Origin of the sequence: uncultured Shimia sp. (assembly GCF_947493595.1) — a bacterium.
Lineage (GTDB): Bacteria > Pseudomonadota > Alphaproteobacteria > Rhodobacterales > Rhodobacteraceae > Shimia.
In genome coordinates, this window is sequence record NZ_CANLRL010000002.1 from 247,120 (window position 1) to 263,082 (window position 15,963).

At 58.2% G+C, this 15,963-nt stretch carries 18 protein-coding genes; 11 read left to right on the forward strand and 7 right to left on the reverse strand.

Features of this window, described 5'->3' with window-relative positions:
• Window positions 1-13 precede the first annotated feature (13 nt).
• Window positions 14-1,252: an FAD-dependent oxidoreductase gene (locus tag Q0955_RS06775; RefSeq protein WP_299421656.1), complete on the forward strand. Its 1,239-nt coding sequence runs from the start codon at window positions 14-16 to the stop codon at window positions 1,250-1,252.
• A 63-nt stretch (window positions 1,253-1,315) separates the two neighbouring features.
• Here Q0955_RS06775 and Q0955_RS06780 read toward each other — a convergent pair whose 3' ends face one another.
• The 3 genes from Q0955_RS06780 to Q0955_RS06790 all read right to left on the reverse strand — a co-directional run bounded on the left by Q0955_RS06780 (window position 1,316) and on the right by Q0955_RS06790 (window position 4,890).
• Complete coding sequence (locus tag Q0955_RS06780) at window positions 1,316-2,806, reverse strand: heme biosynthesis HemY N-terminal domain-containing protein (RefSeq protein WP_299421659.1); 1,491 nt, start codon at window positions 2,804-2,806, stop codon at window positions 1,316-1,318.
• A 10-nt stretch (window positions 2,807-2,816) separates the two neighbouring features.
• Window positions 2,817-4,121, reverse strand: a complete 1,305-nt coding sequence (locus Q0955_RS06785; RefSeq protein WP_299421662.1) for a mitofilin family membrane protein — start codon at window positions 4,119-4,121, stop codon at window positions 2,817-2,819.
• Between the two features lie 73 nt (window positions 4,122-4,194).
• The gene (locus tag Q0955_RS06790; RefSeq protein ID WP_299421664.1) at window positions 4,195-4,890 is read right to left on the reverse strand and encodes a uroporphyrinogen-III synthase; all 696 of its coding nucleotides are present in this window, start codon (window positions 4,888-4,890) and stop codon (window positions 4,195-4,197) included.
• An 81-nt stretch (window positions 4,891-4,971) separates the two neighbouring features.
• Between Q0955_RS06790 and tsaD the strand changes: the two genes are divergently transcribed.
• The 4 genes from tsaD to Q0955_RS06810 are packed head-to-tail and all read left to right on the forward strand — an operon-like array spanning window position 4,972 to window position 7,716.
• Entirely contained in the window at window positions 4,972-6,069 is a 1,098-nt protein-coding gene (gene tsaD, locus Q0955_RS06795; protein WP_299421667.1) for a tRNA (adenosine(37)-N6)-threonylcarbamoyltransferase complex transferase subunit TsaD, read from the forward strand.
• Window positions 6,066-7,019, forward strand: a complete 954-nt coding sequence (locus tag Q0955_RS06800; RefSeq protein ID WP_299421670.1) for an NAD(P)H-dependent glycerol-3-phosphate dehydrogenase — start codon at window positions 6,066-6,068, stop codon at window positions 7,017-7,019. The genes tsaD and Q0955_RS06800 overlap by 4 nt, the downstream gene beginning before the upstream one ends.
• A 2-nt stretch (window positions 7,020-7,021) precedes the next feature.
• Window positions 7,022-7,297 carry a YciI family protein gene (locus tag Q0955_RS06805; protein WP_299421671.1) on the forward strand — a complete coding sequence of 92 codons (276 nt, stop codon included), beginning with the start codon at window positions 7,022-7,024 and terminating at the stop codon, window positions 7,295-7,297.
• The gene (locus tag Q0955_RS06810; RefSeq protein ID WP_299421674.1) at window positions 7,297-7,716 is read left to right on the forward strand and encodes an EVE domain-containing protein; all 420 of its coding nucleotides are present in this window, start codon (window positions 7,297-7,299) and stop codon (window positions 7,714-7,716) included. The genes Q0955_RS06805 and Q0955_RS06810 overlap by 1 nt, the downstream gene beginning before the upstream one ends.
• A 340-nt stretch (window positions 7,717-8,056) precedes the next feature.
• On the opposite strand, the gene Q0955_RS06815 is transcribed toward Q0955_RS06810, so the two are convergent.
• Window positions 8,057-8,398 carry a DUF2853 family protein gene (locus Q0955_RS06815; protein WP_299421676.1) on the reverse strand — a complete coding sequence of 114 codons (342 nt, stop codon included), beginning with the start codon at window positions 8,396-8,398 and terminating at the stop codon, window positions 8,057-8,059.
• Between the two features lie 201 nt (window positions 8,399-8,599).
• Here Q0955_RS06815 and Q0955_RS06820 point away from each other — a divergent pair, with 201 nt between their 5' ends.
• The 3 genes from Q0955_RS06820 (at window position 8,600) to Q0955_RS06830 (ending at window position 10,429) form a co-directional block, all read left to right on the forward strand.
• Window positions 8,600-9,598, forward strand: coding sequence for a Gfo/Idh/MocA family oxidoreductase (locus Q0955_RS06820; protein WP_299421679.1), 999 nt, complete (start codon window positions 8,600-8,602; stop codon window positions 9,596-9,598).
• Window positions 9,595-10,011, forward strand: coding sequence for a VOC family protein (locus Q0955_RS06825; protein ID WP_299421682.1), 417 nt, complete (start codon window positions 9,595-9,597; stop codon window positions 10,009-10,011). Before Q0955_RS06820 ends, Q0955_RS06825 begins: the two co-directional genes overlap by 4 nt.
• A gap of 124 nt (window positions 10,012-10,135) precedes the next feature.
• A complete protein-coding gene (locus tag Q0955_RS06830; RefSeq protein ID WP_299421684.1) occupies window positions 10,136-10,429 on the forward strand; it encodes a hypothetical protein in 294 nt (97 codons plus the stop codon).
• A gap of 74 nt (window positions 10,430-10,503) precedes the next feature.
• On the opposite strand, the gene ahcY is transcribed toward Q0955_RS06830, so the two are convergent.
• Together ahcY and Q0955_RS06840 are read right to left on the reverse strand one after the other, a co-directional pair.
• On the reverse strand, window positions 10,504-11,889 hold the full coding sequence (gene ahcY, locus Q0955_RS06835) for an adenosylhomocysteinase (RefSeq protein ID WP_299421687.1): 1,386 nt from the start codon (window positions 11,887-11,889) through the stop codon (window positions 10,504-10,506).
• Between the two features lie 100 nt (window positions 11,890-11,989).
• A complete protein-coding gene (locus Q0955_RS06840) occupies window positions 11,990-12,307 on the reverse strand; it encodes a hypothetical protein (protein ID WP_299421690.1) in 318 nt (105 codons plus the stop codon).
• A 558-nt stretch (window positions 12,308-12,865) separates the two neighbouring features.
• Between Q0955_RS06840 and Q0955_RS06845 the strand changes: the two genes are divergently transcribed.
• Both Q0955_RS06845 and Q0955_RS06850 read left to right on the forward strand, forming a co-directional pair.
• Complete coding sequence (locus Q0955_RS06845) at window positions 12,866-13,429, forward strand: HD family hydrolase (protein WP_299423204.1); 564 nt, start codon at window positions 12,866-12,868, stop codon at window positions 13,427-13,429.
• A 30-nt stretch (window positions 13,430-13,459) separates the two neighbouring features.
• Window positions 13,460-13,951, forward strand: a complete 492-nt coding sequence (locus Q0955_RS06850; RefSeq protein ID WP_299421693.1) for a GNAT family N-acetyltransferase — start codon at window positions 13,460-13,462, stop codon at window positions 13,949-13,951.
• A gap of 3 nt (window positions 13,952-13,954) precedes the next feature.
• Here the strand turns inward: Q0955_RS06850 and Q0955_RS06855 are convergent, their stop codons facing one another.
• Window positions 13,955-14,410, reverse strand: coding sequence for an Lrp/AsnC family transcriptional regulator (locus Q0955_RS06855; protein ID WP_168591224.1), 456 nt, complete (start codon window positions 14,408-14,410; stop codon window positions 13,955-13,957).
• A 155-nt stretch (window positions 14,411-14,565) separates the two neighbouring features.
• On the opposite strand from Q0955_RS06855, the gene Q0955_RS06860 reads away from it, so the two are divergent.
• Window positions 14,566-15,612, forward strand: coding sequence for a Glu/Leu/Phe/Val dehydrogenase dimerization domain-containing protein (locus Q0955_RS06860; protein ID WP_299421697.1), 1,047 nt, complete (start codon window positions 14,566-14,568; stop codon window positions 15,610-15,612).
• Window positions 15,613-15,963: the final 351 nt, after the last annotated feature.

The following is a 15,963-nucleotide window of genomic DNA, read 5'->3' on the forward strand; positions in this document are numbered from 1 at the left end:
GGGGGGACAGAACATGCCGCAAAATGTGGTGGTGATTGGGGCAGGCATCGTGGGCGCGTCCACCGCACTGTGGCTGCGACGTGCCGGACATTCCGTGACCCTTCTGGACAAGAGCCGCCCGGGCATGGGCGCCTCCTTTGGCAATGCTTGTCTGCTGGCGAGCTGCGCCGTGGTGCCCAACGCCACACCGGGCCTCGCGACCAAAGCCCCAGGCTACCTGCTCAACCCGAACTTCCCGCTGTTTCTGAAGTGGGCCAACCTGCCGCGCCTAACCCCGTGGTTCCTGAAATACCTCGGTTTTGCCAACGACAAAGACGCCCGCCGTTTCACCCATGTGCTGGCTGATCTGATTGGTGACAGTGTGGATCAACACAAAGCCTTGGCCAAAGACACCGCCGCCGAACGCTTCATTGCCGACACGGATTACCTCTACGCCTACAAAGACCGCGCCGCCTTTGAAGCGGACAGCTACACATGGGATCTGCGCGCCAGCGTGGGCTTTGTGCCCGACGTCATCGAAGGCCCCGCCGTGCAAGAACTCGAGCCCATCCTGGACGCCCAAACGTCCTTCCTCGCGGTGAACAAAGACCACGGCTACATCCTCAACCCGGCTGGCTACGTGCAATCATTGGTGGACACGTTCACCGGCATGGGCGGTCGTTTTGTGCAGGCCGAAGTGCGTGACTTTGACCTATCAGGCGGGCAAGTCACCGCTGTGATGACCGATCAAGGCCAGTTTGACTGTGACCGCGCCGTGCTGTCCTCTGGTATCTGGTCCAAGCCTTTGATGCGCAAACTGGGCTTCACCGTGCCGCTCGAAACCGAGCGCGGCTATCACATCACCTTCAAAGAGCCTTCCATCCGCCCCAACCATCCGATGATGATCGCCTCGGCCAAATTTGTCGCCACCCCCATGCAGCACGGCCTGCGCTGTGCCGGCATTGTGGAGTTTGGCGATCTGTCGGAAAAGAAATCCAAAGCCCCGCTGGCCCTGTTGCGCCGCCGCGTGGCTGAAGTCTTCCCGACAATGACCGCGGAAACTGACGAAGAATGGCTTGGTTTCCGCCCATCCCTTCCAGACAGCCTACCCATGGTGGGTGAGATAGGCCAAAGCGGTGTCTACACCGCTTTTGGTCACCAACATGTGGGCCTCACCGGCGGGGCCAAAACCGGGCGCTTGGTAGCCGATCTGATCTCCGACACACCGCCCAACATCGACCTTTCACCCGTAAATCCAATGCGGTTTAGCTGACGCCAAAACCAAAACAGCGCCGCCCAAAGGCGACGCTGTTTTGATGTCTCTCAAGCAAGGGCCTTAAGCGGACTTAAGCGCTTCCTTTGAGGTCTCTTCGGTCTCCCCAGGAGCTTCCGTGGCCTCGCCTTCGACCACATCAACCTCTTCCGCGTCCTCAGCCTCGGAGTGATCCTCCAATGCCCCAATGATCAGCGGCAGCATCGCCGCGCCGGTTTCGCTCAACCCTTCGGTTTCCGGCGGCGCGGTCCAGCTCAGCGTGTCAAAGCTGTGGCAGTTGTCACAGGTTGGCGCCCACTCCGCATGGATATTGTGACAGGTATCACAAACCCACTGCGGGCCCCGTGGCGAACTGAGCGCCTTGGCCAAATAGCCTTTCACAACCGCATCATTGGCGCCTTCGCCACGCTCAATCGCCGCCATGATGGTCAGCGAACGTTGGGTGGCGTCATTTTCCACCAGATCGCCCAGCGCGCGACGCGCTTCCGGGAAATCCTCCGCCGCAATATACAGCTCCGCCATCAGCATCTTGCTCTCGGCGTGGTTTGCAGTGTTCTTTGTCAGGTTTTTAAACCGTTTGATCCGCGCTTCTGGCGTTTCCTCCGGCGCGATCTCGGCAAACGCCGCCGCCAAATCCGGATGCGGCTGCGCATCCCAAGCTTTCTTGATCAGACGCGTCGCATTGCGCGGCTTACCTTTGCCAACATACCCCCGCGCTGCCATTACCGCCGCCGGGATCAGGTCGGGCGACAATCGGTTGGCCTCAATCGCCTGCTCCTGAGTCTCAATGCTGGCATCTTCCGCAATCAATTCCTTCGCTTCCGACAGCGCCAAGACCGCATCACGACGGCGATGCACGTCGCGTGGCAGCGTGCCATGGCGCAGCTTCGCATTCAGCGTCCCGCGCGCGCCTTTCCAATCTTTGCTTTCGGTCTGCAGACGCAGCAGCGTGTCCTGCACCTCCACATGACGCGGCTTGAGCGCAAAGGCATTTTCTGCCAGCTTCAGCGCCACTTCCGTGTTGCCGGCCTCAAGCTTCTGCTTCATCAGCCCGCGAATACCAACAAACCGCGTGCCTTCGTTCTGCAGCAACTTCTTGTAGGTCTCTTCCGCCTTCTTGGTGTCACCGCTCAACTCGGCCGCCTGCGCCACAATCAGGTTGGTCAGCTCCGGCTTGTGCAGCTTTTTCTCGGCCAGCCGCGCCTTCTCCATCGCCGTGCGCCCTTCGCCAGAGGCCAGCGCCGTCACACTATCGGCCAACGCCTGATAGCCTTTCTTTTCCCGGTTGCGGTCAAAATAACGGCTGATCGCGGTTTCATCCCCGTTCAGGAACTTCAGCGTCGCCACCAGAAGGCCCAGCGCCTTGATGAACAGCCAAACCGCAGCCACCAGCGCGATCAAGGCCAAGGCGGTCTGAAACGGCCCAAGGCTGTATTCCACCCCGGCCACGGTGACCATCACCCCGCCTTCACTTTCCAGCAGGTAAATCGAGCCAAAGGTCAGCCCAGCGACAATGGCAACAAACGCAATAATTTTAATCAGGGACCAGAGCATGAAACGACCCTCAGTTGGAGTTTAGGGTTTGCGCCAGATCTTCGGCGGCTTGAGTGGCAGCAGCGCGAGTCTGTGCTTGCGCAACCCACTCTGCCATCGCGGCTTTTGGCCCCTCGGCCAATGTATCCAGTTCGGCAAGCGCAGCCATCAAATCACCGGATTTTACAGCTGCTTCGGCCCGGCTCAACACCGCATCCGTGTCGGTGCCTTCCCGCGCCTCAACCGAGCGCGCACCAGTTTGTGTCTTCAGGAAATTGCCCAGCTTGTTGCCAGTGCCTGCGTCCACTTTGTCTTCACGGGCTTTGGCCAAAGCCGCCCGAGCTGCGTCCGGGTAATTCTCAATCAACGCCGCCAAAGTGATCACCCCGCTGTCCGCGTGATCTTCCAGCACCGCTGCAACGCCTTCGCCAGTGGAGGACCGCAGATCCACCACCGCAGCCCGATACGGCGCGCCGCTTTCCAACGCAGCCACAATCCGTGTGACTGACGAGCGCGCAAGCGCCGCCTTCGCAGACAAGTCCGCTTTGTCTTTCAACTCAGAGGCCTCGGCCTTTTGCGCCGCAACCAGATCCTTGAGGTCCTTCACTTCACGCTCATAAGCCGCAATCGCCGCCGCGTTCAAACCTTCGCTCAACGGACGTTTCTCAATCTCAGTCAACCGTGCTTCCAAGGTGGCCACAGCGTCTGACACGCGTGCCACCTCAGCTGTTAGAACTGAGTGCAATGTGCCCAACTCCGCCGCCGCACCGCTTGCCGTGGTTTCCGCAGCATTTGCCAAATCCGCGTTAGTCACCTGAGCCGCCTGAAGCGTCGCAAGCGCCTCGGCTTGCGCCTCAAACTTGGCAGTCATCTCGCTTAGAGCGGCTTCTGTATTTGCGCCCAGCCCAAGTTGATCGCCAAAATAGACTGCGCCACCAAATCCAATTCCGGCCGCAATCACACCGCCAAGCACCATTGGCACAAAACCCCCTTTGCGCGCGGGCTCTTGTGTGGCTGGCGCAGGGGCCGGTGTCTCAGGAACCGCCTCTTCCGCAGGTGCTTCATCTTCAGCCATTACGGGCTCTTCTGCATCGTCTTCCACTGCCGCGTCATCTATGGGCTCTTCAATCTCTACGGGAGCCTCATTAGACTCATCGTCCCTCACAGTGTCTTTGGTCTCGTCTGCATCATTGTTGTCTGATGCACCGTCCGGCGCGATCTCTTCGACAATCTCCGCGTCCTCGACCACATTTTCTGCGTCGGCTTGCGTATCGGTCTGATCCTGTTGATCAACCTGATCTTTGCTTGGCTTGTCCGATTTATCCGTGGTTCCCACAGGTCACCCTTTCGAATCCGTTTTTTGCAAATGCAGCACCAATCTAGGCGAGCAATCCGTGTGTCTCAATGCATCACCCTGCGTCTAACAGTCTCGCCACCGCATTTGCCATGGCTTTTGCCTCTTTTTTCCCCGCCAAAACAACCGTTTCCACAGGCAATTCCCCCAATGCGGCCTGTACAGCCTCACTCATCACAACCACATGAAGAGGGGCGTGAAACGGCCCTTGTTCAGCAAACTGCCGCGCCGCGCGCGGTGAAAAAAAGGGAACAATCACTGGATTCTCCCGCATTAGGGCCGTTTTTGCACGCTCCGACAGCGGATGTGCTGTCTGGCGATAAACCACCACCTCACGTGTTTGTATCCCGACCTTGGTCAAACGCCCGGCCAAATCCCCGCGCGCAACCTCACCACGAATGTGCAGCAACGGCCCCTGTGGCGCATCGGCCAAAACCCGCGCATAAAGCGAGTCCGCATCGCCATCCGCCGCCGCCGCGCGCCATCCTTTGGCCCCAGCAGCCGCTGCCGTGGCCTCGCCAACGCACCAGGCGGGCAGATCGTACCCGTCCACCGCAGCCACCGCATTGCGTGAACTGAAAATGACACCCGTTATATCGGTCAGGTCAACGTGAACCTCGGTTGGAACAATCTCCACAATGGGCGAAATCTCCACCTCTGCGGCGATCCCCATATTCGCCAACATCGTGGCAAACCCCTCCGCATCGGCCAAAGGCCGGGTCAGCAAAATCAAAGGGGTCACATCTGCCATTAGGCCCACCACTGTTGTTTGAGGCGCTCTCTGGTGTTACCTGCCAACAAACCTCCGCGCAACGGCAAGGACCTGTGACACATGGACGGCCCGCTCACCATTCTTGGCATTGAAAGCAGCTGCGACGACACCGCCGCCGCCATCTTGCACCAACCCATTGTGGGCGACGCCGAAATCCTCGCCTCTGTTGTGCATGGCCAAACCGACCTGCACGCGCCGTTTGGCGGTGTGGTGCCGGAAATCGCCGCCCGCGCACATGCCGAAAAGGTCGATCTCTGCGTTGAGGAAGCGCTCTTAGCGGCCAACGTATCGCTCAAAGATGTGGACGCCATCGCCGTCACCGCTGGACCCGGCCTCATCGGTGGCGTGATCTCAGGCGTGATGTGTGCCAAGGGCCTTTCGGCCAGCCTTAACATTCCGCTCATCGGCGTGAACCACCTCGCCGGTCACGCCCTGACCCCGCGCCTCACCGATCAGGTGGCCTTCCCCTACTTGATGCTCTTGGTGTCCGGCGGCCATTGCCAGTTCCTGATCGCCCACGGCCCGGAAAAGTTCTCCCGCCTCGGCGGCACTATCGACGATGCGCCCGGAGAAGCCTTTGACAAAACCGCCCGCCTGCTTGGCCTGCCCCAACCCGGCGGCCCCGCTGTGCAAGCTGAAGCCACAAAAGGCGACCCCAAACGCTTCCGTTTCCCGCGCCCGCTTCTGGACCGTCCCGGTTGCGACATGTCTTTCTCCGGCCTCAAGACTGCCCTCTTGCGTCAGCGTGATGCCATCATCGCCGAAAAGGGCGGCCTCCCCGTGCAAGACCGCGCCGGCATGTGTGCAGGCTTCCAGGCAGCTGTTGTGGATGTCTTGGCCGAGAAAACCCGCCGCGCGCTGGACATCTATCTGGCTTCGAACCCCTCTGAACCTCTGTTGGCCGTCGCTGGTGGTGTGGCTGCAAACACTGCCATTCGGGCTGAATTAGAGACTGTTTGCGCCACAAGAGGCGTGACCTTCACGGCCCCACCCTTAGCACTTTGCACCGACAACGCCGCGATGATTGCCTACGCCGGACTGGAGCGCTACCGCACCGGCGCGCGCGATGGCATGGATCTCTCCGCCCGCCCGCGCTGGCCACTGGATCAAACCGCCCCCGCGCTTTTGGGCAGCGGTAAAAAAGGAGCCAAAGCATGATCTCCGTCCTCGGATCCGGCGCCTTTGGCACCGCCCTGGCTGTGGCTTTTGCCCACAGTGGCACCAGTGTGACCCTCTGGGCCCGCAATGCCGACGCCGCCAAAACCATGCAGGCCACCCGCGCTAATCCACGCTTGCCAGGCGTTGAATTGCCAGAAACAGTCTCTGTTACTGCCGATTTTGCCGATGCGCTCACCGACGTGGTTCTACTGGCCGTGCCCATGCAAAAGCTGCGCGGCCTCTTGGAAACCCACCCGGAACTCACCAGCCGCACCCTGATCGCCTGCTGCAAAGGCGTCGAACTTGGCACGCAATTGGGTCCCGTCGCTGTGATCCGCGACGTGCTGCCGGACGCCACGCCTGCCATCCTCACCGGTCCCAGCTTTGCCGCCGACATCGCCCGAGGATTGCCGACGGCACTGACCTTGGCTGTCTCGAACGAAAACACCGGAAAAGCCCTGCAACAGAGACTGATCTCGCCCAATCTCCGCATCTACCGCACCACTGACACTGTGGGCGCAGAACTGGGAGGCGCACTCAAAAACGTGATTGCCATCGCCTGCGGCATCGCCATTGGCGCAGGCCTCGGCGACAGTGCCCGCGCCGCTCTCATGACCCGTGGCTATGCCGAAATGAAACGCATGGCGCAGGCTCTGGGCGCAAAACCCGACACGCTCTCAGGGCTCTCCGGTTTTGGCGACCTCACCCTGACATGTTCGTCCGAACAATCGCGCAACTTCAGCTTTGGCCTCTCTCTCGGGCGCAGCGATGCCTATGACCCCACGGTCACGGTCGAAGGCGACGCCACCGCGCGTGCGTCTCTGGCGCGCGCCAAAGCCATGCAGGTTGACATGCCCATCACCCAAGCCGTCGTCGCCATCCTCGATGGGGGCTTGCAAATCCGCGACGCCATGGAAATGCTGCTCGCAAGACCACCCAAGGAGGAATAATCATGCTGGTTGCATTGATCGCCAAAGACAAACCTGGCGCGCTGGACATCCGCAAAGCCAACCGCGACGCTCATGTCGCCTATCTGAAAGGCTCCGGCGACAAGATCATGATGGCCGGCCCGTTTCTGGATGATGCTGGCGACATGTGCGGCTCTCTCATCATCTTAAACGTCGCCGACATGGGTGAGGCCGAAGCCTGGGCCGCAAACGACCCCTACAAGGCCGCCGACCTTTTTGCCTCAGTGGAGCTGAAACCCTGGAACAAGGTGCTGGGCTGATGCGCTATTGGCTGTTCAAATCCGAACCCTCCACATGGAGCTGGGACCAACAGGTTGCCAAAGGGGACGCGGGCGAGGAATGGGACGGCGTGCGCAATTACCAGGCGCGCAACTTCATGCGGGAAATGGCCGTGGGCGACCGCGGCTTTTTCTACCATTCTCAGAAAGAAAAGTCCGTTGTTGGCATCGTCGAAGTCTGCGCTGAAGCCCACCAAGACAGCACCACCGATGACGAGCGCTGGGACTGCGTCGACATCAAGGCCCTCAAGCCTGTGAAAAAACCCGTGTCCCTCGACATGATCAAAGCCGATCCTAGGCTGGCGGAAATGGTCTTGGTGAAAAGCTCGCGCCTGTCTGTGCAACCGGTCACCGAAGAGGAATGGAACATCATCCTCAACCTCAGCGGCACACAAGACTGAGCCTAACGGAACAGGACGCCTTGGCCTGTCAAAGCAAAATGGCGCCGCTCCGCCAAGAGCTACGCCACATCAAATCTGGGAAAAATAAAACATAGGGGGCCTGTCTCCGCTCCAGCCAGACCCCCTATGCACCCCGCGTGTATCCCATACCACCACACGCGTTCTGTAAATTTGGGTCCGGCCATCCTAGCCCGACATGACATGTGTAGCCCAAGTGAACCAATCAGTTCAATTATCAAGTATCTACAATCCGAGCGGTTCCCGAAGCACTTTGGCAACCAAACGGAAAACGCGCCCGAAACCCTCAGGCCTCGGACGCGCCAAACCGCGAGTGGTGGTTTTACCCGTAGTGGGCCTCTTTGCCGAAGTGTTTGGTCAGCATGTAGTAAACAACAGCCCGATACTTGTTACGCTCAGACTTGCCGTAAGTCTCAATCACAGAGTGGATGGCATCCATCAGTTCGGGACCATCGCTCATACCCAACTTCTTGATCAGGAAGTTGGTTTTCACAGTTTCCAGTTCCGCTGGCTGGGAGCCAGCTACAGTGGACGCGTCATCATTGTAGATCGCCGGACCACAGCCGATGGTAACCTTTTCCAACAGCGTCATGTCTGGCTCGATGCCACATTTGTTCTTCAGATCGTCTGCGTATTTCGCGATCAACTCGTCCCGTTTGCCCATCTGATATTCTCCCAATTGTCGATAAATGCGCTTGAAGTTGCCTTCTGCGCGGCGTCCTTGAAACCCTTCCTACAGTTGACGTGGACGTCAATTAAGGGGAAAGACCGCGCCTGTTCCCCCTTAGCACAGATCCCGCTGGTCATTTGAAGAATCGCTGCCTAGGCTGACCCTCTGCGCATTTTCACAACACAGGGGCACGCAATGCTGCGTTGGGGTATCCTTGGAACCGGCTTCATTTCTCACGCCATGCTGGGCGCGATCCGCGACAGTGATAACTCAACTGTTGCGATGCTCTGTGGCCGCAACGAAGCTGCGCTGTCCGACCTTTCCGCACAATACTGCGTTGCGCACACCACCACGGATCAAGCCGAGCTCTTCGCCAATCCGGATGTGGATGTGATCTACATCGCCCTGCCCAACCACCTGCACCGCGCCGCCACCGAGGCCGCCATGGCCACAGGCAAACCTGTGCTCTGCGAGAAGTCCCTGACCACCACGATGGAAGACGCCCAAGCGCTGGTCGCCTCCGTGCGCGCCGCGAATATCTTCTTTGCCGAAGGTCTGATGTATCTCGCGCACCCCTTCATGCAGCAGCTTGTCACCGTCCTGCGCGCCCCTTCCGTGGGCGAGCTGCGCTCCGTCTCCGGCTTCTACGCCGCCGACATCTGGCAGATGGTCAACCCCGCCGGCGGCGGCACGCTCTACAATCTCGGCTGCTACCCCGCCTCCCTCTTGCATCTGGTGGTGCAAACCATGTGCGGAGAAGAGGCCTTTGCCAGCCGATCCATCGCCGCTTTTGGCAACATCGGCAAAGACAGCACCCTGCAAGACGCCAGCCTTTCTGTGCGTTTTGACAACGGCGTGCTTGCCAACCTGCACAGCACAGATGGCCACGGCATGGCACATGCGTTCACCATCGTGACCACCAAAGGCACGCTGCGCTTCGCCACCAACCCATGGCTGCCCGAAGCAGGCGAAAATCGGATGATCTGGCAGCCCTACGACGGCCCCGCCCGAGACATCGTGGTCGAAACCAAACACGACGCCTTTTATCATCAAACAAAAATGGTCGAACGCGCGCTGGCCATGGGTGCCAAAGAAGCCTCCCGCCCCTCACCCCGCCTGTCCGACAGTCTGGAGATCATGCAATTCCTAACAGACTGGGAAGCGGCAGCGCTTGGAAAGGACACCCCCCAATGATCGGTTACGTCTGTGTTGGCAGCAATGACATCCCCCGCGCCAAACGTTTTTATGCCGCGGTCCTGCCTGCCCTGGGCTACAGCGTGAAAGAAGGCCCCGAAGGCCTCAGCTACGCCCTTTCTGTTCCAGAAGGCCAACGCCCATTACTGCCCGATTTCTACATAAAACCCCCGTTTGACGGGCAAATCGCCTCGGTGGGCAACGGCACCATGGTGGCCTTTGAAGCCACAAGCCAAGCGCAGGTCCGCAGCCTGCACGCCGCCGCCCTCGACGCCGGTGGCACGGATGAAGGCCAACCCGGCTTTCGCGCCGATTACGGCCCGCACTTCTACGTCAGCTACCTGCGTGACCCGGACGGCAACAAAATCGCGATTTACTCCAGCGATCCAAATGAGCCTGGGCGGGACGATTGACGGGTACTCAATATTTGCTACTGACGATTAAAAGTCGCGAGATCAGGTCGTTCGTGCCAAAAGGGATTGCCGCAAAAGGCAACAGATCCAAAACGCAAATCACATTTGACCGGGAGACTGATCGTTGGAAGCAACGCTTACAACCTCAACACAGAGTAACAGCTGGGAAATAATTCCCGGTGGCTCTGTCGCAGGCATTATTCTTGCCGTGCTTTTCATCTACTTGTTTTTTCGCCATTTCCTGTTTGTGCTGATGTTTATGGACCTAATCTTGGGGTGGCTACGTCAATTCAATTGGTTCCCGAAAGAGGGCAAGCGTCTAAAAACTGTGCTTCATTGGGCGATCGCCTTAGTGCTTTTTGGTGGCTATCTGGCGATTGCTGGTTCAATGGGCTGGCTACAATTTGTGCCCAATTGATCCAAAACCTACCCCCAACAAAAAACGGCGCCCCAATTCGGGACGCCGCTCTCAAAATCAGTGCCTAATCCAGCTTAATAGCGGTAGTGCTCCGGCTTGAACGGGCCTTCGGTGCCAACACCGATGTAGTCCGCCTGCTCCTTGCTGAGCTTGGACAGTTTTGCGCCCACTTTCGCAAGGTGCAGCGCCGCCACTTTCTCATCCAGATGCTTGGGCAAGATGTAGACGTCGTTCTTATACGCGTCACCCTTGGTGAACAGCTCGATCTGGGCCAGCACCTGGTTGGTGAAGGATGCAGACATCACAAACGACGGGTGACCGGTGGCGTTGCCAAGGTTCAAGAGACGGCCTTCAGACAGCAGGATCATGCGGTTGCCGGATGGCATCTCGATCATGTCCACCTGCTCTTTGATGTTGGTCCACTTGTGGTTCTTCAGGTTCGCCACCTGAATTTCATTGTCGAAGTGGCCGATGTTGCCAACAATCGCCATATCCTTCATCTCGCGCATGTGCTCGATGCGGATCACGTCCTTGTTGCCGGTGGTGGTGATGAACAGGTCAGCGGTCGCCGCCTCATCTTCCAACGTGGTCACTTCAAAGCCGTCCATCGCCGCCTGCAGCGCACAGATCGGGTCAACTTCAGTCACCTTCACGCGCGCACCCGCGCCACGCAAAGACGCTGCGGAGCCCTTGCCCACGTCGCCATAGCCACAGACCACGGCCACTTTGCCGGCCATCATGGTGTCGGTCGCGCGGCGGATGCCGTCAACGAGGCTCTCTTTGCAGCCGTATTTGTTGTCAAACTTGGATTTGGTCACAGAGTCGTTCACGTTGATCGCCGGGAACGGCAGTTCGCCCTTTTTCACCAGATCATAAAGACGGTGCACACCGGTGGTGGTCTCTTCAGATACACCCTGGATCGCGTCACGTGTCTTAGTGAACCAACCAGGGCTTGCCGCCATACGCTTGGCAATCTGCTTGTGAATGACTTCTTCTTCCTCGGAAGACGGCACGCCAAGGTCTTCGCCTGCTTCCGCCTTGGCACCGAGCAGCACATACAATGTCGCGTCGCCACCATCATCGAGGATCATGTTGGGGCCTTCCGGGAACATGAACGACTTGTCCAGATAGTCCCAGTGCTCTTCCAGAGACTGGCCTTTGATCGCAAACACCGGAATGTCTGCAGCCGCAATCGCTGCCGCTGCGTGGTCCTGTGTGGAGAAGATGTTGCAGCTGGCCCAGCGCACGTCCGCGCCCAGTGCCACCAGCGTTTCAATCAGACAGGCGGTCTGAATGGTCATGTGCAACGAGCCAACAATGCGCGCGCCCGTGAGTGGTTTGCTTTCGCCAAACTCCTCGCGCAGCGCCATCAGGCCTGGCATTTCGGTTTCGGCAATGTCCAGTTCCTTGCGGCCAAAATCAGCCAAGGAAATATCTTTAACAGTGTAATCGGTCGCCATTGCGCCCAGCTCCTTACGGGTTTGCTTTGGCGACCAGATAACACTCAGAAGGGCTTTCTACAACGTTACCAAAAACGTTTCGATGCGCTGCATAGGCGCTTTAGCCCTCAATTCCGTCAGGCGGCAGCACCGCCTCTTGCTGGAACCAGTCCGTTCCGGCGGCCAAAATACAGGAAACCCCCTGCGCATTGGTCATGATCACCGTAAATGTCCCGGTTGTTTCTGATGACCACACCTCAAGCATCGTCATCTTTGTGTCGTGGCTGCCTTGCAGCCCACCTGCGACCATGGCTTCGGCATATTTGCTCTGCAAACGCTGCACCACCAGGTCTCTGTCCGCACAGCTGGCGGCGTTCGCCGGCGGTGCTGCTGCGGCCATGCCAAACAGCAAGGCTGCTCCTACTACTCTCTTAAACATAGCGCTCTCCTTTCTCGCGCAGATTGACCCGGTTAGATCAATGTCGTTGAGGTTGGAGAGGGGGACACGCGGGAGGAAGCCGATGTAAAACGTGCCCCCCTCGCTAGTGATGTCGGTATCGCGGTGCGCTTTTACAAAACACGCCTGATCACGTTGTTTTGTGGCAGCACGTGATCCCGACACAATATAGGCTGCGCCTCAAATATGGCCAAAATGTGGCGCTGCTTAATTTTGCAGCAAAACAAGGCGCAAATGGGTCAGCTCCCCCTGACTGTTAAGACTTCCGAAACCAAGGTATAAGAAACCTTTATTTATTAGGTTTTTGGTCATGAATTTCCCGCCACTTAGGGCCATGTTTCGGTCTGCTTTCTTCATCCCCGCCGTCTTGCTGATGGGCACATTGATTGTGATCACCAATGCGTTGATCACCACCGGTGTGGCCGCTGGTTGATACCAGCGCATCCCCTGTCCGTCTGACTGTTGCGCATCGCCTCTTGGCTGGCGTACACCGGTTTCACACAACCGGGAGGCACCCCTTTGGCACGAGCATGGCAGCGTATGTTGTCCGGTCGCAGGCTGGACCTGTTGGACCCCACCCCCGTGGACATCGAAATCGAAGACATCGCCCACGGGCTGGCTTTTGTCGCCCGCTGGAACGGCCAGACCCGTGGCGATTTTGCCTATTCCGTGGCTGAACACTCCCTGCTGGTCGAAGAGCTTTACGGGCGAATGTACAAATCCGCCACGCCCAAAACCCGACTGACAGCCCTTCTGCATGACGCGCCGGAGTATGTAATTGGCGACATGATTTCTCCAGTGAAAGCCGCCGTGGGCCCCAGCTACGAAAAACTTGATGACCGTCTGATGGCTGCAATTCACATCCGCTTTGGATTGCCCGCCGAAACCCCCAAGCGGTTAAAGGCGCAGATCAAGAAAGCCGACAAAATCTCCGCCTGGATGGAAGCCACCCAAATCGCAGGGTTCTCCGTGCCAGAGGCAAACAAGCTGTTTGGCATTCCTGACCCCAAAATAACCGAAGGTTTGTCTATTCGATTGCGCCCGCCTGTCGAAGTGCGCACCGACTACACCACCCGCGTAGAAACCCTTCTCGCAGCGCTTTAAGCCTGTTTAGTCTCTGATATTGAGTATCCCATGTCCCAGATCACTATCCAAAAAGGCAACGCCGTAGACCTACGCCAGACCGCGGAGCTCCTCAATGAAATCATCGCCATTGGGGGCTCCACTGCGATGACCAAACCGATGTCTCGCGACGACTTGGAAGGCTGGTTGATGGCCGATCAAGACTGCAGCACATGGCATATTGCCATGGCCGCGGACGGCACTCTTCTAGGGTTTCAATGGATTGGTCCTTGGGGAGTCTTGCCGCCCGAAGCCTGTGGCATTGGTACCTTTGTGAAAGCGGGCCACACAGGTCTGGGCATTGGCTCCAAACTGTTCGAGGCCAGCGTAAAAGCCGCCCGTGCTTTGGGCTACACATGGATGGATGCTGAAATCCGCGCCGACAACGAAGGCGGTCTGGCCTATTATCAAAGCCGGGGATTTGAAAACTACAAACGCAAAGATGGCGTGCGCTTGGATAACGGCGCCGAGGTCTCGAAAATCCACAAGCGCTACGACCTCTAACCCTCACATCGCCGGTAACACATCTCGCCGCACCAGCGCCCGCAAAGCAAAGTTGCTCCGCATGTTGCGCACGCCTTTCACCTTCATCAGCCGATGTTCCAGGAACGCGTCAAACGCATCCAGATCCGCTGCCACCACCCGCAACAGGAAATCCCGCGAGCCGGTCATGAGATAACATTCCATGACCTCCTCAAACGCGCTCACTGCCCGCTCAAAGTTCTTGATCACGTCAGCCCCCTGTGCCTCCAGCTCCACCGACACAAAAATTGTAACCGGCAGGCCAATTTTACGCGGATCCACCCGCGCACCATAGCCGGTGATCACCCCATCCGCCTGCAACCGTTCCAGCCGCCGCGCACAGGGCGTGGCCGACAGCCCCACCTGCTCCGCCAGCTCGCCAATCTTCATGCGCCCGTCCAGTTGCAAGGCCCGAACGATTCTACGATCAATGGCATCCATAGGGAAAATCTCCAAAAGTTAACCATATTTGGGACAGTATCCCCAATAATCACCCTTTCGCATAGGTGTATTTGGAGAAAACCTCTGTCGATCCTGTGTCAATTTGCCGCCACTTCGCGCCTGGGACGCCGCAATCAAAAACAAGGAAACGCCCGATGCAAATCACCCGTTTGGCCACACCAACCCATGAAACCGTTTTGCGTGTACATGACGCCAGTATTGGCCTCACCGGTTTTATTGCGGTGCATTCGACCAAACTGGGCCCTGCTGCCGGCGGCCTGCGCATGCGTCCCTATGGCAGTGAAGACGCAGCCCTGACTGACGCGCTGCGCCTGTCCGAAGGCATGACCTACAAAAATGCCGCTGCTGGCCTGCCTCTGGGCGGCGGCAAAGCGGTCATCATGGGCGACGCCTCGGCCAAAACCTCCGCGCAACTGCTGACCTTTGCCCGCGCCATCAACACGCTGGAAGGTGAGTATTGGACCGCTGAGGACATGGGCATGAGCCCCGCAGACATGTCCCTGCTGGCCACGGAAACCAAATTTGTTGCGGGCCTGCCAGACGGGCCACATGCCTCTGGTGACCCCTCTCCAATCACCGCCCGTGGCATCTTTGAATCGATCAAAGTCACCGCCAAACATCAACTGGGCAGCGCAAATCTCACGGGCCGCACCGTCGCTGTGCAGGGCCTTGGCCACGTTGGCACCTACCTTTGTGAGTTCCTGCACAAAGCTGGCGCCAACCTGATCTTGGCTGACATCAATGCCAAACGTGTAGCCGAACTGGCCAGCAAATATGACGCCCAAACCGCTGGTCCAAACGACATTCTGACTGTAAAGGCCGACATCCTCGCGCCCTGCGCAATTGGCGCGCTCCTGAACGCAGACAGCATCGCCAAATTAAACGTCTCAGCCGTCTGTGGCGGCGCCAACAATCAGCTGGCCACAAGCGAAGACGGCGCCCGCCTGCATGCGCGCGGTATCCTCTATGCACCTGACTTTGTTGCCAATGCCGGTGGCATCATCAACGTCGCCACCGAGGTGCTCGCCATCGACAACCGTGCCGCGTATGTGGATGAAAAGCTGGCCGCCGTGGAAAACACGCTCGACCGTATCTTCGCGCGCGCCAAAACCATGGATTGCAGCCCAGCTGACGTGGCTGTGGCCATTGTCGACGAAATGCTGGCCGACAAGGCCGCCTAAATCCGACCCATTGAATAATCGTCCTCGGTTGCTGAGGGCGTTCCGGTTCTCACGAACCCACTGCCCGGCCCTTGTGGCCGGGTTTTTCATTTGTGGTCTCTCGACAAAACCACGCCCGCTCACAAAAACGTGAATTTTATGAAGAATTCCTTGCTGAAAAGATGCACCCAATAAGTGTATTTTGTTCGACCGCTCAATCTACTTCTGGAACAAAGACTTATAAAATGAGCGCCGAATACACTTTTTCCGGTGGCGTAAATGCGCCCCTGCCCAAAATTCTTCGACAGTTTTCTCTTTAAGACATTGTTCAGCCAACCCTGCCTAGGACCCATTCAGGCACTTTCAGATTCG